Annotated in this window: 19 protein-coding genes; 13 read left to right on the forward strand and 6 right to left on the reverse strand. The window is 66.4% G+C overall.

Annotation, left to right across the window (positions count from 1 at the left end; all coding sequences use genetic code 11):
* Positions 1 to 57: 57 nt before the first annotated feature.
* A complete protein-coding gene (gene hisS / locus QX094_RS05120) occupies positions 58 to 1,617 on the reverse strand; it encodes a histidine--tRNA ligase (RefSeq protein WP_316187660.1) in 1,560 nt (519 codons plus the stop codon).
* Positions 1,618 to 1,980: 363 nt separating this feature from the next.
* A complete protein-coding gene (locus QX094_RS05125; protein ID WP_315713588.1) occupies positions 1,981 to 3,060 on the reverse strand; it encodes a branched-chain amino acid aminotransferase in 1,080 nt (359 codons plus the stop codon).
* Between the two features lie 346 nt (positions 3,061 to 3,406).
* Here QX094_RS05125 and QX094_RS05130 point away from each other — a divergent pair, with 346 nt between their 5' ends.
* The 3 genes from QX094_RS05130 to QX094_RS05140 all read left to right on the forward strand — a co-directional run bounded on the left by QX094_RS05130 (position 3,407) and on the right by QX094_RS05140 (position 6,198).
* Entirely contained in the window at positions 3,407 to 3,955 is a 549-nt protein-coding gene (locus QX094_RS05130) for a MarR family winged helix-turn-helix transcriptional regulator (RefSeq protein ID WP_315754431.1), read from the forward strand.
* The gene (locus QX094_RS05135; RefSeq protein WP_315713590.1) at positions 3,952 to 4,683 is read left to right on the forward strand and encodes a response regulator transcription factor; all 732 of its coding nucleotides are present in this window, start codon (positions 3,952 to 3,954) and stop codon (positions 4,681 to 4,683) included. Before QX094_RS05130 ends, QX094_RS05135 begins: the two co-directional genes overlap by 4 nt.
* Before the next feature lie 126 nt (positions 4,684 to 4,809).
* Complete coding sequence (locus QX094_RS05140) at positions 4,810 to 6,198, forward strand: ATP-binding protein (RefSeq protein WP_316171639.1); 1,389 nt, start codon at positions 4,810 to 4,812, stop codon at positions 6,196 to 6,198.
* A 13-nt stretch (positions 6,199 to 6,211) separates the two neighbouring features.
* Here QX094_RS05140 and QX094_RS05145 read toward each other — a convergent pair whose 3' ends face one another.
* Entirely contained in the window at positions 6,212 to 7,195 is a 984-nt protein-coding gene (locus tag QX094_RS05145) for a VOC family protein (protein ID WP_316187661.1), read from the reverse strand.
* Positions 7,196 to 7,335: 140 nt separating this feature from the next.
* On the opposite strand from QX094_RS05145, the gene QX094_RS05150 reads away from it, so the two are divergent.
* From QX094_RS05150 to QX094_RS05170, 5 genes are all read left to right on the forward strand, one after another.
* The gene (locus tag QX094_RS05150) at positions 7,336 to 8,127 is read left to right on the forward strand and encodes a DNA-binding transcriptional regulator (RefSeq protein ID WP_315754435.1); all 792 of its coding nucleotides are present in this window, start codon (positions 7,336 to 7,338) and stop codon (positions 8,125 to 8,127) included.
* 70 nt (positions 8,128 to 8,197) lie between these two features.
* Positions 8,198 to 9,721: a bifunctional 3-(3-hydroxy-phenyl)propionate/3-hydroxycinnamic acid hydroxylase gene (locus QX094_RS05155; protein WP_316187662.1), complete on the forward strand. Its 1,524-nt coding sequence runs from the start codon at positions 8,198 to 8,200 to the stop codon at positions 9,719 to 9,721.
* 31 nt (positions 9,722 to 9,752) lie between these two features.
* On the forward strand, positions 9,753 to 10,604 hold the full coding sequence (locus QX094_RS05160) for a fumarylacetoacetate hydrolase family protein (protein ID WP_316187663.1): 852 nt from the start codon (positions 9,753 to 9,755) through the stop codon (positions 10,602 to 10,604).
* Positions 10,605 to 10,686: 82 nt separating this feature from the next.
* Positions 10,687 to 11,892 (forward strand): ABC transporter substrate-binding protein, encoded by a 1,206-nt coding sequence (locus tag QX094_RS05165; RefSeq protein WP_315825369.1) that lies wholly within the window; start codon positions 10,687 to 10,689, stop codon positions 11,890 to 11,892.
* 18 nt (positions 11,893 to 11,910) lie between these two features.
* On the forward strand, positions 11,911 to 12,903 hold the full coding sequence (locus QX094_RS05170; protein WP_316184142.1) for an NAD(P)H-quinone oxidoreductase: 993 nt from the start codon (positions 11,911 to 11,913) through the stop codon (positions 12,901 to 12,903).
* Positions 12,904 to 12,949: 46 nt separating this feature from the next.
* Here the strand turns inward: QX094_RS05170 and QX094_RS05175 are convergent, their stop codons facing one another.
* Positions 12,950 to 13,498, reverse strand: a complete 549-nt coding sequence (locus tag QX094_RS05175; RefSeq protein ID WP_316184144.1) for a DUF3617 domain-containing protein — start codon at positions 13,496 to 13,498, stop codon at positions 12,950 to 12,952.
* An 83-nt stretch (positions 13,499 to 13,581) separates the two neighbouring features.
* Positions 13,582 to 13,887: a hypothetical protein gene (locus tag QX094_RS05180; protein ID WP_315713661.1), complete on the reverse strand. Its 306-nt coding sequence runs from the start codon at positions 13,885 to 13,887 to the stop codon at positions 13,582 to 13,584.
* A 168-nt stretch (positions 13,888 to 14,055) separates the two neighbouring features.
* Here QX094_RS05180 and QX094_RS05185 point away from each other — a divergent pair, with 168 nt between their 5' ends.
* From QX094_RS05185 to QX094_RS05200, 4 genes are all read left to right on the forward strand, one after another.
* A complete protein-coding gene (locus QX094_RS05185; RefSeq protein ID WP_315713599.1) occupies positions 14,056 to 14,520 on the forward strand; it encodes a hypothetical protein in 465 nt (154 codons plus the stop codon).
* 132 nt (positions 14,521 to 14,652) lie between these two features.
* Positions 14,653 to 15,357: a ribonuclease T2 gene (locus QX094_RS05190; protein ID WP_315754447.1), complete on the forward strand. Its 705-nt coding sequence runs from the start codon at positions 14,653 to 14,655 to the stop codon at positions 15,355 to 15,357.
* A gap of 121 nt (positions 15,358 to 15,478) precedes the next feature.
* The gene (locus QX094_RS05195) at positions 15,479 to 16,339 is read left to right on the forward strand and encodes a 23S rRNA (adenine(2030)-N(6))-methyltransferase RlmJ (protein WP_315713601.1); all 861 of its coding nucleotides are present in this window, start codon (positions 15,479 to 15,481) and stop codon (positions 16,337 to 16,339) included.
* 252 nt (positions 16,340 to 16,591) lie between these two features.
* Positions 16,592 to 16,807 (forward strand): cold-shock protein, encoded by a 216-nt coding sequence (locus tag QX094_RS05200; RefSeq protein WP_006612991.1) that lies wholly within the window; start codon positions 16,592 to 16,594, stop codon positions 16,805 to 16,807.
* Positions 16,808 to 17,063: 256 nt separating this feature from the next.
* On the opposite strand, the gene QX094_RS05205 is transcribed toward QX094_RS05200, so the two are convergent.
* Complete coding sequence (locus QX094_RS05205) at positions 17,064 to 17,699, reverse strand: porin family protein (RefSeq protein ID WP_315713602.1); 636 nt, start codon at positions 17,697 to 17,699, stop codon at positions 17,064 to 17,066.
* 243 nt (positions 17,700 to 17,942) lie between these two features.
* Here QX094_RS05205 and uvrC point away from each other — a divergent pair, with 243 nt between their 5' ends.
* A complete protein-coding gene (gene uvrC, locus QX094_RS05210; protein WP_315713603.1) occupies positions 17,943 to 20,006 on the forward strand; it encodes an excinuclease ABC subunit UvrC in 2,064 nt (687 codons plus the stop codon).

Here is a 20,006-nt window from a genome sequence, read left to right on the forward strand (position 1 = left end):
GATGGCGTCGTTTGAAGAGATGGATACGCGGGTCTAGCCCGCGTACGACGAGTCTTGTTATCCCCAGCTCACGTCGTGGCGCGCGAGCACCTCGCGGACGCCGGCAACCAGTTCGTCCTCCTTGGCTGAGAACTGCGCCGGGCGGCTCTCGCGCCATTCCTGGTTGGAGGCGATCGCGGCCGCCGCCTTGGCGCCCTCGATCAGGTCCTTGATCTGCACCTCGCCGCGCGCCTTCTCGTCCGAGCCCTGGATGATGACGCAGGGCGCGTTGCGGCGGTCGGCATATTTGAGCTGGTTGCCCATGTTCTTCGGATTGCCGAGATAGAGCTCGGCGCGGATGCCGTGACTGCGCAGGGTCGACACCATCTTCTGATAGTCGGCGACGCGGTCGCGGTCGAACACGGTGACGACCACGGGGCCGAAGGCGGGGCGGGTGTCGAGCTTGCCGAGCAAGGTCAGCGCCGCCTGCAGGCGCGACACGCCGATCGAGAATCCGGTCGCCGGCACCGGTTCGCCGCGGAAGCGCGAGACGAGACCGTCATAACGGCCACCGCCGCCGACCGAGCCGAAGCGCACCGGACGGCCCTTCTCGTCCTTGGTCTCGAGCAGGAGTTCGACTTCGTAGACAGGGCCGGTGTAGTATTCGAGACCGCGGACGACGGAGGGGTCGACGCGGACCCGGCTGTAACCGTAACCGGCCGCGCTGCACAGCCTTGCGATCTCGGTCAGCTCGTTGACGCCTTCCACATAGGCCGGCGAGGACATGAACAATTTCTGCTGAGCAACGCTCGCCAAGACCTGGGCGTTGAACTGCAGATCCTGCTCCTCACCTTGGATTTGCGGCTCCGCGACCTTCATCTCGAAGAAGGCCAGCAGGGAGTCGATCTGACTTTCAGTCAGGCCCGCGCCCTTGGTGAAATCACCCTTGCCGACCTCGCCGCCGTCCCAGCGGCCCTCGCCGAGCAGCTTCTTGATCTCTGAAATCGGAAACTTGTCGGCCTTGTCGATTGCCCTGAGCACCGTCAGCCGACGGCCCACGTGCTCATCACCGCCGATGCCGATCGCATCCATCACGCCATCGAGCACCTTGCGGTTGTTCACCTTCACGACATACGAGCCGCGCGGAATCCCCAGCGCCTCCATCGCATCCGCCGCCATCATGCACATCTCGGCGTCCGCCGCCGGCGAGCCGGAGCCGACCGTGTCGGCGTCGAACTGCATGAACTGGCGAAAGCGGCCAGGGCCGGGCTTCTCGTTGCGGAAGACGTAGCCGGCGCGATAGCTGCGATACGGCTTCGGCAGCGCGTCGAAATTCTCGGCGACGTAGCGCGCGAGCGGCGCGGTCAGGTCGTAGCGCAGCGAGATCCACTGCTCGTCATCGTCCTGGAACGAGAACACGCCCTCGTTCGGACGATCCTGGTCGGGCAGGAACTTGCCGAGCGCGTCGGTGTATTCGAACGCCGGCGTCTCCACCGGCTCGAAGCCGTAGCGCTCGTAGACGGCGCGGATCTTCTCGACCATCTCGCGCGTCGCGGCGATCGCCGCGGGGCCGCGATCCTCCAGCCCGCGCGGCAGCCGCGCCTTCAGCTTCTGGGGTTTCTTGGGTTTGTCGGACATCTGGGACCGGAACGTAGGGCGGGCAAAGCGCAGCGTGCCCACGGCTGACAAAGACCGGAACGGTGGGCACGGCCCGCTGTCGCGGTCCTTTGCCCACCCTACGGGATGGAATGCGTTGTTTGGGTTGGTAGCAGCCAGGGCGAGGTGCGGCAACCCGAAGCAGGGTTGGGCCCGGGGCGCGCTGGCTCGGCTGCGGCCTGTGAATTTGAGCCGAGCATTCGCTCCGATTGCGGTGCGCCCCCTCCCCCTTGCGGGGAGGGGTTGGGGGTGGGGGTCCACACGGGCAGTCTTTGCTGGGACCCCCACCCCCGACCCCTCCCCGCAAGGGGGAGGAGAGTCGACCGTCCGTGGGGCGCCCAGCCCCTACTTCACATCCCTGATCCACTGATGCGGATCGGGGCTGCGGCCGTACTGGATGTCGACGAGCTGCTTGCGCAGGCCCATGGCGACCGGGCCGGCCTCGCCGCCGTTGATCAGGACGTCGCCGCTCGCCGAGCACACCTTGCCGATCGGCGAGATCACCGCGGCGGTGCCGCAAGCGAACGCCTCCTTCAGCTTGCCGCTCTTGGCGTCCGCCCGCCACTGGTCGATCGAGTACGCCTCCTCGCGCACCTCACGGCCGGCGTCGCGCGCCAGCTTGATGATGGAATCGCGGGTGATGCCGGGCAGAATGGTGCCGAGCGGCGGCGTCGACAGCGAGCCGTCGTCGAACACGAAGAACACGTTCATGCCGCCGAGCTCCTCGACATAGCGGCGCTCGATCGCGTCCAGGAACACGACCTGGTCGCAGCCATGCGCGATCGCCTCGGCCTGCGCCTTGAGGCTCGCGGCATAATTGCCGCCGCATTTGACGCCGCCCGTGCCGCCGACCGCGGCGCGGGTGTAGTTCTCCGAGACCCAGATCGAGACCGGCGCCGGGCCGCCCTTGAAATAGGAGCCGACCGGCGAGGCGATCACCGCGAAGATGTATTCCGCCGACGGCTTCACGCCGAGGAACACCTCGTTGGCGATCATGAACGGGCGCAGATACAGGCTGCCCTCGCCGCCCGGGATCCAGGCGCGGTCGATGCGGACGAGCTGCTCGACCGCCTCGATGAAGACCGCCTCGGGCAGTTGCGCCATCGCCATGCGCTCGGCCGAATTCCAGAACCGCTTGGCATTGGCATCGGGGCGGAACAGGTTCACGCCGCCATCGTCGCGCTTATAGGCCTTCAGGCCCTCGAAGATCTCCTGCGCATAATGCAGGACGGCCGCGGCCGGATCGAGCGGGAAGTTGGCTCGGGATTCGACCCGCGCGCTGTGCCAGCCCTTGTCCTGGCTGTACTGGACCACGGCCATGTGATCGGTGAACACCCGGCCGAAGCCCGGGTTGGCGAGCTTGGCCGCGCGCTCCTGGTCGGAGGTCGGGTTCGTCGTCGGCTTGATGTCGAATGTCAAAGTCATGTCCTTGCTTCCCCCGCTCTGATCGCCATTCGCGAGTTCTGGCGCCGACCCGTCCGATCGGGCCGGTCGGCTTTCTGAATTTCGGACCTGCCGCGACCGGCTTTGAGCCGGTCACCGGGCAAGCATGCCACCACAGGACATGCTTTTGCGCCCGGCAGAAGTCCAGTATGGTTTGCCGAAATGCCGCTCGACATCACACGGTTGTTCGATACGTCGCCCAAGGATGCCCGTCGGGGTTGCCTACGGCCCGTTGAGACACGCCTGGAGACCATTGCCCGCCGATGAAGCGATCTAAAATTTCGCAGTGGGCGATTGTTTTGTAACATTGAACCGCAGAAACGTCAATATGGCTGACATAAATTTCTCGTCTCCGACGTTGAGCCCCGAGCTGCGCGCGGCTGAGCCCTCCGCGACGGCCGGCGAGCCGCTGCGCTGGGACATCATCGAGCTCTTGTTCTTCGCCTATCGCGACTTCGTGGGCGATGCCGACCACGAGCTGGAAGCGTTCGGATTCGGCCGCGCGCATCACCGCGTGATGCATTTCGTCACACGCTATCCCGGCCTGAAGGTCGCCGATCTGCTCGACGTTCTGCGCATCACCAAGCAGTCGCTCGGCCGCGTGCTCAAGCAGCTGCTGGACGAGGGCTACATCGTGCAGAAGACGGGCAACAACGACCGCCGCCAGCGCCTTCTTTTCGCCACGCCGAAGGGCGAGGCGCTGGTCGCCAAGCTGGCCGGGCTGCAGACGCGGCGCATCGATCATGCGCTGGAGCAGATCGGGCCGGCCGGCGCCGAAAAGGTCCGGCAGTTCCTGCGCGCGATGATCGATCGCGACGATCCGGACAAGGTGCTGGAAGCCATCTTCAAGACGCCTGTCGCCGCCGCCAAGGAGTGACCGTGACGATCGCCGCCATCGCACCGCATCCGCCGCAGACGCCGGCCGACGACGCACCGCATCTCCTGCTCGTCGACGACGACCGCCGCATCCGCGATCTGTTGTCGCGCTTCCTGCGCGGCGAAGGCTATCGCGTCACCACGGCGGCGAGCGCAAGCGATGCTCGCGCCAAGCTCACCGGGCTGCATTTCGATCTCCTGATCCTCGACGTGATGATGCCCGGCGAAAGCGGCTTCGACCTCGCCCGCTTCATCCGCACGCAATCGTCGGTGCCGATCGTGATGCTGACCGCACGCGCCGAGCCGGAGAGCCGTATCGAGGGCCTGCAGCTCGGCGCCGACGACTACGTCGCAAAGCCTTTCGAACCGCGAGAGCTCGCGCTGCGCATCGGCAACATCCTCAAGCGCGCCGCGCCGCCGCCGGCGGAGGAAGTCGTCGAGCAGATCGCGTTCGGCCCGTTCGTCTATCATCTGGCGCGCGGCGAGCTGAAGCAGGGCGAGGAGATCGTCCACCTCACCGACCGCGAGCGCGAGATGCTGCGCATCCTCGCCAATGCCCGCGGCGAGACCGTGCCGCGCGGCGCGCTGACCGGCAACGGCACCGTCAACGAGCGCGCGGTCGACGTCCAGATCAACCGCCTGCGCCGCAAGCTGGAAAGCGATCCGGCCAACCCGCTGTTCCTGCAGGCCGTGCGCGGCATCGGCTATCGGCTGATGGTGACGGGCTGAGGCGGTGCAGGTGAAGGTCTCGACGTCATTGCGAGCGCGACGAAGCAATCCAGAGGCCCGCGATGACTCTGGATTGCTTCGTCGCTTCGCTCCTCGCAATGACGGAAGCAGCGAGGGCCTCCCAGCATGAGCACGCTCGACACCGGCCTCACCCTCATCCGCACCGCATCCCGCCGCGTCTCGCGCGCCAACAGCATCGTCGGCAATGCGTTCAAGGGCTGGATGCCGACCGGCCTCTATGCGCGCGCGCTGCTGATCATGATCGTGCCGATGGTGATCCTGCAGACGGTGGTCGCGGGCGTGTTCATGGAGCGGCACTGGAACACGGTGACGCGACGCCTCTCCGCCGCCGTGGTGCAGGACGTCGCCGCGCTGATCGACATCTACAAGGGCTATCCGCAGGACAAGGACCGCACCATGCTGCGCCGGATCGCGCAGCAGCGGCTCAACCTCGTGGTCGACTTCCTGCCGGCCGGCGACATGCCGCCGCCGGGGCCGAAACCGTTCTTCAACCTGCTCGATCAGTCGCTGTCGAGCCAGATCGGCCGCCAGATCAGCCGCCCGTTCTGGATCGACACCGTCGGCCGCTCCAACCTGGTCGAGATCCGCATCGCGCTCGATGATGCCGTGATGCGCGTGTTCGCGCAGCGTGGCGCGGCCTACGCGTCGAACACCGATATCTTCCTGTTCTGGATGGTCGGCACCTCCTCGATCCTGCTGATCGTCTCGGTGCTGTTCCTGCGCAACCAGATCAAGCCGATCCTGCGCCTTGCAGATGCCGCCGAGAGTTTCGGCAAGGGCCGCGAGGTGCCGAACTTCCGGCCGCGCGGCGCGCGCGAGGTGCGGCGTGCGGCGCACGCCTTCCTGGAGATGAAGGCGCGCATCGAGCGCACCCTGGAGCAGCGCACGGCGATGCTGGCCGGCGTCAGCCACGATCTGCGCACCATCCTGACGCGCTTCAAGCTGGAGCTGGCGCTGCTCGGCGACAGTCCCGAGATCGACGCCATGCGCAAGGACGTCGACGAGATGTCGCACATGCTCGAGGATTATCTCGCCTTCGCGCGTGGCGACAATGGCGAGATCGCGCAGCCGACCGACATCTCCAATGCGCTCGAGGAGCTGCGCGGCGACGCCGAGCGCAACGGCCATTCCGCCACGGTCTCGTTCCACGGCCTGCCTGTGGTCACCGTGAAGCCGCAGGCGCTGAAGCGCTGCCTCGGCAACCTCGTCTCGAATGCCGCCCGCCATGCCGACGCGATCGCCATCACCGGCCATCGCGACCACCGCTACCTCACCATCACCGTCGACGATGACGGCCCGGGCATCCCGGCCGACATGCGCGAGGAGGTGTTCAAGCCATTCCTGCGCCTCGACGACGCGCGCAACCAGGACGAGGGCGGCACCGGCCTCGGCCTCGCCATCGCCCGCGACATCGCCCGCTCCCATGGCGGCGACATCACCCTCGGCGACAGCCCGATGGGCGGGTTGCGGGCGAGCGTGCGCATTCCGGTGTAGCGCGCCGCTTAGTTCATTCCTGCGCGACCACGGCGTCGAGCCAGGCGCAGTTCAGTGCCGGAACGCGAGGATCCGGCACGCGAACGCCGCGTGCAGCCGCGGACAGCCGCATATCGCGCAGGCGCTTGCGCTGCTCATCCGGCAGGTACAATCGCTCGTGCCCCCACAGCGACGGGCCGTCAAAGGTCTCATGCGGCTGCCAGGTCGCGGGATCGATCACCCGACCGCCCCAGCCATATTCGATGAAGAAGCCGGAGGGCGTGTTGACGTAGAACGAGGTCATGTGGTCGTTGGTGTGACGGCCGAGCGTGTAGGCCACGCGCCCGTCATCGAGCTGTGCCAGGTCGTAGCCCTGGCCGACGTCATCGAGACTGCCGAGTTCCACCATGAAGTGATGCAGTGTGCGGCGACCGGAGCCGACCATCGCGAAGCTGTGGTGGCGGCCGTTGACGTGGAAGAAATAGAGCTTGTACGGCGTCAGGCCGAAGTCGGACACCTTGAAGCCGAGCAGGTCGCGATAGAACCGCAGCAGCGGCTCGACGTTCTCGACGTTGAGCACGACGTGCCCCATGCCGAGCGGCCCGGTGCGAAAGCCGGAGATCGGACGTCCCGGCCTGAAGGGATCCGAGGCGACGGCTGCCCCCCAGAACACCTCGATCGTGTTGCCAGCGGGATCCTGAAAGCAGATCAGCTCGCTGACATGACGCTCGTCGGCCAGTGCCTGCGAACCGCGGGCCACCTTCACGCCGTTGTCGTCGAGACGGCTCGCGAGGCGCGCGAGCGCGGCAGCGTCGCCGACCTCCCAGCCCATGACGGCGAGCCCGCCATCGCCGCTGCCATCGACGATCAGCCGCTGCTTGCGATCATCCATCCGATAGGCCTGCACGCTGGCCGCGCGATCCACGCGCTGCATCCCGAGGAGCTTGGTCGCCATGCGTCCCCACTGCTCCGCTTGGGACGACTTGATGCCGATGTAACCGAGCGCCGTTATTTCCATCTTGCTTTCTCCCGAAAGGCGCGGGCGGAATTTCGTATCAGCTCCGCGCGGTCCTGCAGTAGACTGCCGCCCCTGCATCCGGCTCGCGTTCTCAAGACGGTATCGGCGGACGGAAACGAAGAACAGGGAGGATTTTCCAAGTGTCCAAGCAACGGACGCGATCTCCGCAGGCCCGTCCTGCGGAGGGTGTCCGCGCCTTCAAGCGGGGGCTCGACGTGCTGCGCGCGGTCAATCGGTCCGGGGGCATTCGCGCCGGCGACGTGGCGCGCCAGCTCGATCTGCCGCGGCCCACGGTCTATCGGTTGCTCGAAACACTCGAGGAACTCGGCTATGTCGCGCGCAGCGCCAGCGACGACCGCTTCCGGGTGACGCGCCACGCGTTGAGCCTCGGCGACGGCTATGATCCCGGCATCTTCATCTGCCAGGTCGCCGCGCCCTATCTCGCCGAGCTCAGCCGCAGCCTGATCTGGCCGGTCGATCTGTCGACTTATGAGAACGGCGCGATGGTCATCCAGGAGACCACGCATGCGCGCAGCCCGCTCTCGATCGATCGCAGCATGATCGGCAAGCGGCTGCCGATGCTGCACACCTCGGCCGGCCGGGCCTATCTGGCCGCCTGCCCGCCCGCAGAGCGGGACCTCATCATCAACCATCTGCGACGCATCGAGGATGCCGAGGACCTCTTCTTCCTGGCGCCCGAGCGGCTGCAGCGCATGATAACGGAAACGTCTCAGCGCGGCTATGCGATCCGCAACGAGGGCGAATTCAATCCGAAGACGTCGTCGATCGCGGTGCCGATCGTGCGGGGCGACGTCGTGTTCGGCTGCATTTCGATCATCTGGATCCGCTCCGCCATGACCCTCGAGGAGGCTGTCGCTCAGTACGCGGCCCCATTGCGCGACGCCGCGGCCGCGATCCCCGTCCAGGCCTGAGCGTCCGCTGCGCGGACAGTTCGTGACCGCGCCTTGAAGGTGCGAGGCGGTTGCGGAACAAGATGCGGCCATGAGCAACATGGCCGCACATTCCGGAAGCTTCGACGTCGTCATCGTCGGTCGCGGGCCCGTGGGCTCGACGCTCGCCAACCTGCTCGGCCTGTGCGGCATCCGCACGCTGATCCTGGAGCGCGAAGCCAAGGCCTATCATTTGCCGCGCGCGGTGCATTTCGACGACGAATGCATGCGCGTGTTCCAGACCATCGGCCTTGCCGACGCCATCCTGCCCCACCTTACATTGAGTCCCGGCATGCGCTTCGTCGATGCGGGGGGACGATTGCTGCTCGACTGGCCGCGCCCCAGCGAGCCGACCGCGATGGGCTGGAATCTGAGCTACCGATTCCACCAGCCCGATCTCGAAGCCGTACTCAACACCGGCCTGGAGCGCTGGCCTCATGTCGAGCTGCGCACGCGCTGTGATGTCTTCGCGCTCGAGCAGGACCGCGAGGGAGCGCGCGTTCGCTATGAGGACCTCGGCACCGGCCGGCTCGTCGACATCTCCTGCGCCTATGTCATCGGCTGCGACGGTGCACGTTCGCTGGTGCGCCGCTTCATCGGCTCGGCGCTGGACGATCTCGGCTTTCACGAGCGCTGGCTCGTCTGCGACGTGCTGCTGAGGGAGGAGCGGCCCGATCTCGGCGATTTCAGCGTCCAGCACTGCAACCCGCAGCGTCCCGCAACCTATATTCGCGGCACCGGCAACCGGCGCCGGTGGGAGATCACGGTTCGTCCTGACGAGGACGGGGTCGAGATCACCCAACCGGCTCGCGTGTGGGAGCTGCTCTCGCCCTGGCTCCGGCCCGCAGAGGCCGAGATCGAACGCGCCGCCGTCTACACATTCCACTCCGCGGTCGCCCAGCAATGGCGTGCCGGACGGTTCCTGCTCGCAGGCGATTCCGCGCATCAGACCCCGCCTTTCCTCGGTCAGGGCATGTGTGCCGGCATTCGCGACGCAGCCAACCTCGCATGGAAGCTGGCGCTTGTGATTGCCGGGAAGGCGACGCCTGATCTTCTCGACACCTATCAGAGCGAGCGCGCGCCGCATGTGCGCGAATTCATCGAGCTCGCGATCCGGCTGGGTGGGCTGATCAACACCAAGGCGGTCGAGGCGGCGCTTGCGACCGGCACGGCACAGGGCGACGGCCAGCTCAAGCTCGACGTGCAGAAGCCAGTGCTCGGCCCGGGCCTTGCCTGCGGCGAACGCAGCATGACGGGAAAGCTGGCGCCGCAATTCCGCAGCCGTGATCACGGCCGCAGCGACGACCGCGTCGGCTATCGCTTCGCGCTGCTATGCCGGTCCGGTCTCGGGACCGCAATGATCGAGCAGCATCATGCCCGCCTGACGGTCGCTGACGTCGCCGTCATTTGCGGCGAGGAAGCTGGCGGCCTCGACGGCTGGCTCGATCAGCACGGCTTCGACGCCGTGCTGATGCGCCCCGACCGCTACATCCTGGGTGCTGTCCGCACGGGCGAAGATCCCGCGGCGCTGTTGTCAGGCCTCGCCTTCCTCGCACCGCCGCCGAGCGCGGCCTGAGCGTTTCCGTTCTTTTTGAGAGGGTTCACGTATGAAGCTGGTTTCCTTTGTGATCGACGGGCGTCCCGGATACGGCGCCGTGAAGGGAGACGGTGTCGTCGACCTCGGCCGGCGGCTGCCGGCGAAGAGCCTGCGCGCGCTGCTCGAGGCGGATGCGCTTCGCGACGCCGCCGCGCTGCTCACCTCCGAACCGCCCGACTATCCGCTCGATGCGATCACCTTCGCGCCCGTCATCCCAGATCCCGGCAAGATCATCTGCGTCGGCCTGAACTATCGAGACCACGTCGCCGAGACCGGACGAACGGTCACCGAGAAGCCCGCGCTGTTCGCGCGCTTTCCGACCAGCCAGGTCGGACATCTGCAACCGGTCATTCGCCCTGGTGTCTCCGATCATTTCGACTATGAGGGCGAACTCGCGCTCGTGATCGGGAAAGCCGGCCGGCATGTCCGGCGCGAGGACGCGCTCGCGCACATCGCCGGCTATTCCTGCTACAATGAAGGCAGCATCCGCGACTGGCAACGCCACACGTCGCAATTCCTGTCGGGCAAGACCTTCGACCGGTCCGGCGCATTCGGCCCCTGGCTGGTCACCGCCGACGAAATTCCCGACCCGTCCAAGCTGACGCTGCAGACCCGCCTCAATGGCGAGACCGTGCAGCGGACCACCACGGATCTCCTCATCACCGACGTGCCCGATCTGATCGTCTATTGCTCGACGATCATGACCTTGCTGCCCGGGGACGTGATCGTCACCGGCACGCCGGGAGGCGTCGGCCTCAAGCGCACCCCGCCTCTGTTCATGAAGCCCGGCGATACGGTCGAGGTCGATATCTCGGGCATCGGCGTGCTGCGCAATCCCGTGACTGCCGAACTGGAAGCCTGACGTTTCCGCCTCGCGGAGAACCGCGAGGCGCACCAATCAAACACGACAAAAAACCAAATCTTCAAATCCGGGGAGGATCATCATGTCGCGCTGTCTCAGATCCAGCATCGCTGCCCTGCTACTGCTTGCAGGCTCATCCGCGCAGGCCGAAATCAAGGGAGGTGCCATTCGTATCGGTGTGCTCACCGACATGACCGGCATCTTCGCGACCGCGATGGGGCCCGGCTCCGTGGAAGCGGCCCGGATGGCCGCTGAGGAGTTCGGTGGCAAGATCAACGGCAGGCCGATCGAGATCCTTCAGGCCGATCATCAGAACAAGCCGGATATCGCGGTCGCGATCGCCCGGCGCTGGTTCGAGCAGGACGGTGTGCAGGCGATCGCCGACGGCGGCAGCTCCGGCGCGGCCCTCGGCGTCCAGGAGCTGGTGCGCAGCAACGGCAAGATCTTTCTCATCTCCGGGGCCGGCGCCAATCAGCTCACCGACGAGGCCTGCGCCCCGACCTCGGTGCAATGGACGCACGACGCCTATTCGACCGCGACAGCCGTCGTGTCGGGCATCATGCAGACCAGCAAGGAGCCGTGGTTCTTCATCACCGGCGACTACGCATTCGGCCATTCGGTCGAGGCGACCGCGCGCGCTCGCATCGCCGAGCTCGGCGGCACGGTCGCCGGCAGCGTCAAGGCGCAGCTCGGCACGCCGGATTACGGCTCGTTCCTGCTGCAGGCCCAGGCCTCCGGCGCCAAGATCCTGGCGCTCAACGTCGCCGGCGACAATGCCACGGCCATCAAGCAGGCCGAGGAATTCGGGCTTGCGGCCCAGGGCATGAAGATCGTGCCAATGTCGTTCCAGAACGTCGACATCGAATCCATCGGCCTCAAGGCGACGCAGGGCGATCTCATCGTCACCAGCTTCTTCGAGGATGCCTCCCCCGCCGCGCGCCGCTTCTCCGACGCATTCTACGCGCGCCGGAAGGCGATGCCGTCACAGATCCAGGCCGGGGTCTATTCGGCCGTGCGGCACTATCTGCAGGCGGTGAAGGATGCCGACAGCGACGACGGCGCAACGGTGATGGTCCGGATGAAGGCCACGCCGGTCTCGGACGCCTATGCCGACCACGGCCAGATCCGCGACGACCAGCGCATGGTGCACGACCTGTATCTGGTCCAGGTCAAGACCCCCGCCGAATCGAAGCGCCCCTGGGACTTCGTCAAGCTGGTGACGAAGATCGCCCCCGATCAGGCGTTTCGCCCGCTCGACCGCAGCAAGTGCAGCCTGGTCGGCAAGTGAGCACATGAGCGACCAAGCATGATTCCGGACGATCAGCGCGCCGTCATCATCACCGCCGCGGGCGGCCCGGAGGTCCTGTCGGAGCGACAGGACTGGCCGGTGCCGCGCCTCGGACCAGACGATGTGCTGATCGAGGTCGCAGCCGCCGGCATCAACCGTCATGACTGCAACCAGCGCGCTGCCGGGCCGTTGCGGGAGCCCAATCCCATACCGGGATTGGAAGCCTCGGGGCGCATCGTGGCCTGCGGCGCCAACGTATCCCCGGAACGGCTGGGTAGAGCGGTGATCGCACTGACCGACGGCGGTTCATACGCGCAATACGTCGCCACCGACCAGCATCTTGCACTGGACTTGCCGAGCGGCCTCGACTTGATCCAAGGCGCCGGCCTGCCCGAGGCGCTGTTCACGACCTGGTTCAACTTCTTCGAGCTGATGCGCATGGCGCCCGGCGAGACGGCCCTGATTCATGGCGGAAGCAGCGGCGTCGGCACGATCGCGATCCAGCTCCTGCGCGAGCTGGGTCATCCCGTCATTGCCACCGCCGGCACCGCAGAGAAGCGCGCCCTGGCACTCGGGCTCGGCTGCAGCGCCGTGTTCGACTATGCCGATCCCGATCTCGCCGAGCAGATCCGCGCGGCGACGGGGACGCGCGGCGTCGACTGCATCCTCGACACCTCCGCCGGCGCTCACATCGCGCAGGACCTTGCGGCGCTCGCGACGGGCGGACGGATCGCCCTGCTCTCGGCCGGACATGGCAAGGAGCTGGCGGTGCCGCTGCGCAGCCTGATGGCGCGCCGGGCCAGCATCACCGGCGCATTCCTGCGGTCGACGTCACTCGATATCAAACGCCGCCTCGCAAGCAAGCTGCGGCAGCGCATCTCGCCCCTGCTCGGAACGGCCATTCGGCCGCACATCGACAGCACCTATCGCCTGTCCGAGGCAGCCGATGCGCACGAACGCATGGAGACGAGCCGACACATCGGGAAGATCGTGCTTCGCGTCCGCGGATGAACGCCAACCCACGTCTCTGCACCCGCCACACGCAACGAGCGCCCGCCTACTGCTTCACGCCCGGGATCAGGGCCTTCAGCTTGGCCATGTCCTTGACGTTCATCTTCATGCCGCCGGGCATCACGATGTCCCCGGGCTTCTGGTCGGGCTTGCAGGCGCCGAGCCATTTGGCCTCGATCGTCATCGCGGTGTCCTTCACCCCGGTGCCGGCGGCGCCGCCCGTGACGCGCGACATCGTCTTCACCGTATAGGCCGAGTTGAAGTCGCCGGTGATGTCGGCATGCGACGTCGTATTGATGCCGCCGAAATTGCAGACCGAATCGGAGACGTAGCCGGTCGCGGTCTTCTGGATGTCCTGCTTGGAGCAGACCTGCTGCGCCATCGGCGAGGCGAAGTTGTTCATCTCCTTGTCGGTGGCCGCGTCGGTGCAGTGCTGCATCGTCGCCTCCGGCAGCTGACCGCCGGATCTGATCATCTTCAGCTCCCACAGGCCGGCCTTGCGCACCGGCAGGTCGACGGCCCGTGCCTCATGGCTCGCGGTCACGCCCAGGAGGCAGCAGGCCAACAGCCCAATTGCGATGCGTGTGCAGGTCATATGCCCCGTTCCGGCTCGTTGATCGATGCCGGAGCGAATGCCGCAGAAAAGTGGCAATTGGGAGAACGGCAGTTGATGGAAGGTCAGTACAGCGTCCGCAGCGGCCGCTGCGCCGAGCCATAGGGTACCCAGCGGCAGGCGAACGAAACGTAGCCACCGTAGCGCGCATCGACGGCGCGGAACTTCGCGACCTTGCCGTAGGAGGCGCAATGATCGACCGCGAGCTGGCGCGCATCCGTGGTCTGGGCCAGCTGGAAGGCGATGATGCCGCCGGTGTCGTTGCCCTTGAAGGGCGGCACCACGTCGGCCTGGGCGGATGCCGCAACCAGCACCATCCCAGCGGCCACGAGGCCTGCAGTCTTCACGAATCCGGCCATCAGCGTCCGCATTGCATTCTCCTCGATCTGGCCCGCCATTCTAAAGGTCCTGTCCGGTCAAGAAAAGAACACCGGCCTCGCGTTAACAGGACTAATCGTGGAGTGTTGCCGCGTTGCACTTGACCTCCTGTGGCCGCCGCGGCACGGTCCACGCTCCCGGATCAGCCTTGCGGACGGCCCATGCGCGACTTCAGCTCACCTTTCAAGATGTTCGGCGCCGCCTGTGGCGCGCTGCTTGCCGCCATCGTCGCCACCGCCCCGGCTCAGGCCGCCAACCCGCTCGAGATGAACTTCTGGTTGTCCGGTCCGAAATATGAAGGCCGGGTCGCGCCTTGCGAGGCGGCCATTCCGACCATCGTCTCGCGATTCCAGGACAAGGAGAGCACCTTCTGGAATTCCTCGCTGACGATCACCGGCGTCGCCAATGTCCATGAGATCGCCTTCCGGCCCTGGCAGTCCGACAACATTCCGCGTCGCTTCTGCACCGGCAGCGTGATGATCAGCGACGGCAAGGCGCGCACCGTCAACTTCTCGATCATCGAGGATGGCGGCTTCGCCGGCTATGACCAGGGCGTCGAGTTCTGCGTCGTCGGCCTCGATCGCAACTGGGCCTTCAATCCGGCCTGCCGCGCCGCCAAGCCCTGATTTGCCTTTCCCGGCGTATCGGCCGCTCGCGCGGGCGGCCGGCTGACGAATGGCTGCCTTGGGGCAGCCATTTTTGTTCTTGAAATGTTCCCGTGTGCTGGTAGGCTCCTGGCATTTTCCGGGGAGTACGCCATGTTCGATTGCCTGTGCCGACCTGCCGTCCTGTTGTCCAGAACGATCGCCTGCTTTGCCCTCTTGCTCGGTGTGCTCACGGCTGGCGCCGCCGAGGCGCAGGACCGCCGCCAGAATGCGCCGGGCGCGTTCGACTTCTATGTTCTCTCGTTGTCGTGGTCGCCCTCGTACTGCGCCGAAGCCGAGGAGCGCGGCGGTCGCGGCAGCCGGTCCCAGCAATGCAGCGGCCGACCGTACTCGTTCGTCGTGCACGGGCTGTGGCCGCAATACGAGAACGGCTACCCCGAATATTGCGAGCAGCCGGCGCCGCGCCTGCCCCGCAACATCATGACCTCGATGCTCGACCTGATGCCGGCGCCGGGCCTGATCTACAACGAGTGGGACAAGCACGGCACCTGCGCCGGCGTGTCGGCGAAGGCCTATTTCGAAGCCATCCGCAAGGCCCGCGCCGCCATCAAGATCCCCCCGGAATTCCTCGATCTCGCGGAGGCCAAGACGGTGGCGCCGGCGGCGATCGAGGAGGCCTTCATCAAGGCCAACCCCAAGCTCACGACATCGGGCATTGCCGTCACCTGTAACCGCACCAGGCTGAGCGAGGTCCGGATCTGTCTGTCGAAGGATCTGGAGTTTCGCAACTGCGACGAGATCGACCGGCAGGCCTGCCGGCGCGACGAGGTCAACATGCCGCCGGTCCGCGGCGGCTAGCGGCTGCGAATCGGGCGACGCAGCGCGTCGGCCTGCGGCGGCGCTCATCCGCGGCTCTCCGGAGGGCGTCCGGCGCATCGACGGGGTACCCTTTTGACGCGGAACGGCGTAACCGGATGGCATGAACTACCGACATGCCTTCCACGCCGGCGGCTTCGCCGACGTCATCAAGCACATCGTGCTGACGCGCATCCTGGTCTACCTCCAGGAGAAGCCCGCCGCGTTCCGGGTGATCGACACCCATGCCGGCGCCGGCCTGTATGACCTCACCGGCGACGAGGCGACGCGCAGCGGCGAGTACCTCACCGGCATCGCCCGCGTGCTGCAGGCGCGGCTGTCGGATCAGGCCTATGCGCTGGTCCAGCCCTATCTGGATATCGTCCGATCGTTCAATCCCAAGGCCGAACTGGTCGCCTATCCCGGCTCGCCGCTGATCGCGCGCGCGCTGCTGCGGCCGCAGGACCGCATGACCCTGTGCGAGCTCGCGCCGATCCCCCGCAAGCAGTTGATCGATCAGTTGCGCCGCGACACCCAGGCCCGTGTCGTCGATCTCGACGGCTGGGTCGCCCTGCCCGCCTTCGTGCCGCCGAACGAGCGCCGGGGCGTGGTGCTGATCGATCCGGCGTTCGAGGCGAAGGATGAGTTCGAGCGGCTCGCCGATCGCTTCGCCGCGGCCTTCGCGAAGTGGACCACCGGTATCTACGTGCTGTGGTATCCCGCCAAGAGCCGGCGTGCGACGGAAGAGCTGAGCGATCGTGTCGCGGCGCTCGCAGCCGCGGCCAAGCCGCCGGGCAAGGTTCTGCGGATCGAGTTCAGTGTTGCGCCGCAGATCGAAGGCGAGGCGCTCACCTCGACCGGGCTGCTGATCGTCAACCCGCCCTGGACATTACATGACGAGCTGAAGCTCATCCTGCAGGAACTGCAGAAGCCCCTCGGCCAGGGCGGCGCGGCGCGCTTCCGACTCGAATTCCCCAAAGCTTGAAACGGCGACTGGTCGAAAAGCCGTAGTCAATCGGCGCGGAACCGTATTATTGTGTCCGATTGTAAGACTGGCTTTACGTTCCGCTTCCGCGAATGGTTGCGGCGGGGTGATCAAGGCCTAACAAGATCCGGCGATCCGGCGCGGCGAGCGCTGGGCGTTAAGGTGGCCAACGCTTTCCGATCAAAGTGATGTCCGGTCGGACGCTGCGCAGGGCGCGCAGTGGAGGAAGCATTGCGGGGGAGGAGTTTCCCGATGGCCATGACTGGGACGGTCAAGTTCTTCAACGGCGAACGCGGCTACGGCTTCATCAAGCCGGACGACGGTGGACGCGACGTGTTCGTGCACATCACGGCGGTGGAGCGCGCGGGCCTGAAGGACCTGACCGAAGGACAGCGGATCAGCTTCGAGGTCGAGCCGGACAAGAAGGGCAAGGGCCCGAAAGCGGTGAACCTGGTGCTGTCGTCTTAGGGCGAGCCCGCCTGGCGGTGGTGCACGCGCCGGCATGATTGCAGCCGGGCGCGCCTCGACGCCACCTCTTCGCTGGTTTGGAAGCTGTCGGCAGCGCCTGCTCGCGTGCACAGCATTGCCGGCTCGTACGTGCAGGCCGCGCGCAATGATGCACGCCTGCCAGATTGCACAGAGCGCTCCGACAAAAAAATCCCGGCCGCGCGAGCGGCCGGGAGGTTGTCGTTGGACGTTTCTTCTTCCTATTCCCTCGTTGCCATCAGAAGTGGAAGTTGATGCCTGCGCGCACAATTCCAAACCGATAGTCGTTCTTCGCCCCCGTGATCACGAAATTGCTGCTGTCGAGATCGACGTAGAGATACTCGATCTTGGCGGTCCAGTTCTGTGCCAGACCGAACTCGGTGCCGGCACCGAGCGTCCAGCCCACCGTGGTGTGCGATTCCGAAAGACCGAAGGTCTCGGCGCGCAGGCCGCCAAAGGCGAGGCCGCCGGTGCCGTAGAACAGGATGTTGTTGAAGGCGTAGCCGGCGCGGCCGCGCAATGTGCCGAACCACGGGTTCGAGAACTTCCACGGGGCGAAGGTGTCATTGGCGCCGGTCAGGTTGATGTCGCCCTCGGCGCCGAACACCCACGGGCCGTTCTGCCAATTGTAACCCGCGGTCAGGCCGCCGGTGAGACCGGACGGCTTGGTCGGGTTGTTGCCGACGGTGCCCCATTCATAGCCCAGCGTGCCGCCGAGGTAGGGCCCGGCCCAGCTGTAGGCGTTGAGGGGCTGGTTCACGGTATAGGGCGCGCCGCGCCCGTAGCCGAGATCCGCCGCCTGGGCCGAGACCGATCCGAGAGCCGCCGCGCCCAAGCCCGCCGCGGCGGCAGCACCGACCAAGAACCTGTTCATCGCTCACTCCACGCCACTCGCCGTCACCCGCCGGAGCCTGCGCCGCGCGACTGTGGTGCGCGGGCCGGCGTGGTTACGGAACTCTCGCTTCTTTCGTGAGCATTTATCGAGAGTTTTAGGTTAAGCCGTTGTTAAGCCGGGTTACCCGGCCATTAACGTGCTTAACGAAGCGTTACCGCCCTGCCCTGTGCATGGCGCCATCGCAAGCTGGCGAGACGGCGCGGCAGCGCTTAGTTTGCGGACATGACCACCCACAGCTCCGATCCACCCAAGGCGCCGGCGCCCCCGAGCCGGCGTGGCGCGGCCGACCTGCCGCCCGAGACCATCGACACGCCCGACCTCGATCCCGCCGCATCGGCTGCGGACGAGGACGATGACGGCCGGCTGCCGGAGCTGGCCGAGGAGAGCCTGGAGGCGGTCGGCGAAGGTCCGCTCGCGATCGGCCACGCGGCGATCGAGAACGCGGTGCGGCTGGCGCCGACCTCGCCGGGCGTCTACCGCATGCTCAACGCGGCGCACGACGTGCTCTATGTCGGCAAGGCCAAGAACGTCAAAAAGCGCCTGTCGTCCTATGCGCGTGCCAACGCGCCGCTGCCGGCGCGCATCCTGCGCATGATCGCAGCCACCGTGACGGTCGAGATCGTCTCCACCACCACGGAGACCGAGGCGCTGCTGCTGGAGGCGAACCTCATCAAGCAGCTCAAGCCGCGCTTCAACGTGCAGCTGCGCGACGACAAGTCGTTTCCCTATATTCTCATCACCGGCGACCATTGGGCGCCGCAGATCCTCAAGCACCGCGGCGCGCAGTCCAGGCCGGGGCGCTATTTCGGTCCGTTCGCCTCGGCCGGTGCCGTCAACCGCACCATCACGGCGCTGCAGCGCGCCTTCCTGATCCGCTCCTGCACCGACTCGTTCTTCGAGAGCCGCACCCGCCCCTGCCTGCTGCACCAGATCCGCCGCTGCGCCGGGCCCTGCACCCAGGAGATCGACTTCCCCGGCTACACCGAGCTGGTGCGCGAGGCGACCGACTTCCTGTCCGGACGCAGCCAGGCGGTGAAGGCGCTGCTGGCGGCCGAAATGGAGAAGGCGTCGGGCGAGCTCGAATTCGAGACTGCCGCCGTCTATCGCGACCGCCTCGCGGCGCTGTCGGCGATCTCCTCGCAGCAGGGCATCAATCCGCGCACGGTCGAGGAAGCCGACGTGTTCGCCATCCACCAGGAGGGCGGCTATTCCTGCGTCGAGGTGTTCTTCTTCCGCACCGGGCAGAACTGGGGCAACCGCGCCTACTTCCCGCGCGCGGAGAAGAGCTATCTGCCGGAGGAGGTGCTGTCGGCGTTCATCACGCAGTTCTACGACGACAAGCCGCCGCCGAAGCTGATCCTGCTGTCGCACGAGATCGAGGAAGCCGAGCTGCTCGCCGAGGCGCTGTGCGTCAAGGCCGGCCACAAGGTCGAGGTGTCCTGCCCGAAGCGCGGCGAGAAGAAGGACCTCGTCATCCATGCGCTGACCAATGCGCGCGAGGCGCTGGGCCGCAAGCTCGCGGACACCGCAACGCAGAGCCGGCTCTTGGAGGCGATGACGACGACGCTCGGTCTGCCGCAGGTCCCGAAGCGCATCGAGGTCTACGACAACAGCCACATCCAGGGCACCAACGCGGTCGGCGCGATGATCGTCGCCGGCCCCGACGGCTTCATGAAGAACCAGTACCGCAAGTTCAACATCAAGTCGGAAGGGTTGACGCCCGGCGACGACTACGCGATGATGAAGGAGGTGCTGCAGCGCCGCTTCAAGCGGCTGGTGTCACCGTCGGAGAAGGATGTCGCCCGCGCGGCCAAGGAGGACGACGTGCCGCAATGGCCGGACCTCGTCATCATCGACGGCGGCCGCGGCCAGCTCAATGCCGTCCGCGAGATCTTCACCGAGCTCGGCGTCACCAATGTCGCGCTGATGTCGGTCGCCAAGGGCCCTGATCGCGACGCCGGCCGCGAGACGCTGTTCATCCCGGAGCGGGAGGCGATCAAGCTCGAGCCGCGCGACCCCGTGCTGTATTTCATCCAGCGGCTGCGCGACGAGGCACATCGCTTCGTCATCGGCTCGCACCGCAAGCTGCGCAAGAAGGACATCCGCGAGGCCGGCCTGCAGGAGATCCCCGGCATCGGCCCGTCGCGCAAGCGCGCGCTGCTGCACCATTTCGGCACCTTGAAAGAGATCGAACGCGCCTCGATCGCCGATCTCGGCAAGGTGCCGGGCGTGAGCGCCGAAAGCGCGCGGAAGATTTTCGAGTATTTTCACAGCAACGCGAGCTGA

Origin of the sequence: Bradyrhizobium sp. SZCCHNS1050 (assembly GCF_032484785.1) — a bacterium.
In the GTDB taxonomy this organism is placed as follows: domain Bacteria; phylum Pseudomonadota; class Alphaproteobacteria; order Rhizobiales; family Xanthobacteraceae; genus Bradyrhizobium.

Excerpts from the sequence above, each read along its gene's own strand:
- hisS (WP_316187660.1), bottom strand. The coding sequence starts at position 1,617 with ATGTCCGACAAACCCAAGAAACCCCAGAAGCTGAAGGCGCGGCTGCCG.
- QX094_RS05125 (WP_315713588.1), bottom strand. The coding sequence starts at position 3,060 with ATGACTTTGACATTCGACATCAAGCCGACGACGAACCCGACCTCCGAC.
- QX094_RS05130 (WP_315754431.1), top strand. The coding sequence starts at position 3,407 with ATGGCTGACATAAATTTCTCGTCTCCGACGTTGAGCCCCGAGCTGCGC.
- QX094_RS05140 (WP_316171639.1), top strand. The coding sequence starts at position 4,810 with ATGAGCACGCTCGACACCGGCCTCACCCTCATCCGCACCGCATCCCGC.
- QX094_RS05145 (WP_316187661.1), bottom strand. The coding sequence starts at position 7,195 with ATGGAAATAACGGCGCTCGGTTACATCGGCATCAAGTCGTCCCAAGCG.
- QX094_RS05155 (WP_316187662.1), top strand. The coding sequence starts at position 8,198 with ATGAGCAACATGGCCGCACATTCCGGAAGCTTCGACGTCGTCATCGTC.
- QX094_RS05160 (WP_316187663.1), top strand. The coding sequence starts at position 9,753 with ATGAAGCTGGTTTCCTTTGTGATCGACGGGCGTCCCGGATACGGCGCC.
- QX094_RS05165 (WP_315825369.1), top strand. The coding sequence starts at position 10,687 with ATGTCGCGCTGTCTCAGATCCAGCATCGCTGCCCTGCTACTGCTTGCA.
- QX094_RS05170 (WP_316184142.1), top strand. The coding sequence starts at position 11,911 with ATGATTCCGGACGATCAGCGCGCCGTCATCATCACCGCCGCGGGCGGC.
- QX094_RS05175 (WP_316184144.1), bottom strand. The coding sequence starts at position 13,498 with ATGACCTGCACACGCATCGCAATTGGGCTGTTGGCCTGCTGCCTCCTG.
- QX094_RS05180 (WP_315713661.1), bottom strand. The coding sequence starts at position 13,887 with ATGCGGACGCTGATGGCCGGATTCGTGAAGACTGCAGGCCTCGTGGCC.
- QX094_RS05185 (WP_315713599.1), top strand. The coding sequence starts at position 14,056 with ATGCGCGACTTCAGCTCACCTTTCAAGATGTTCGGCGCCGCCTGTGGC.
- QX094_RS05190 (WP_315754447.1), top strand. The coding sequence starts at position 14,653 with ATGTTCGATTGCCTGTGCCGACCTGCCGTCCTGTTGTCCAGAACGATC.
- QX094_RS05195 (WP_315713601.1), top strand. The coding sequence starts at position 15,479 with ATGAACTACCGACATGCCTTCCACGCCGGCGGCTTCGCCGACGTCATC.
- QX094_RS05200 (WP_006612991.1), top strand. The coding sequence starts at position 16,592 with ATGGCCATGACTGGGACGGTCAAGTTCTTCAACGGCGAACGCGGCTAC.
- QX094_RS05205 (WP_315713602.1), bottom strand. The coding sequence starts at position 17,699 with ATGAACAGGTTCTTGGTCGGTGCTGCCGCCGCGGCGGGCTTGGGCGCG.
- uvrC (WP_315713603.1), top strand. The coding sequence starts at position 17,943 with ATGACCACCCACAGCTCCGATCCACCCAAGGCGCCGGCGCCCCCGAGC.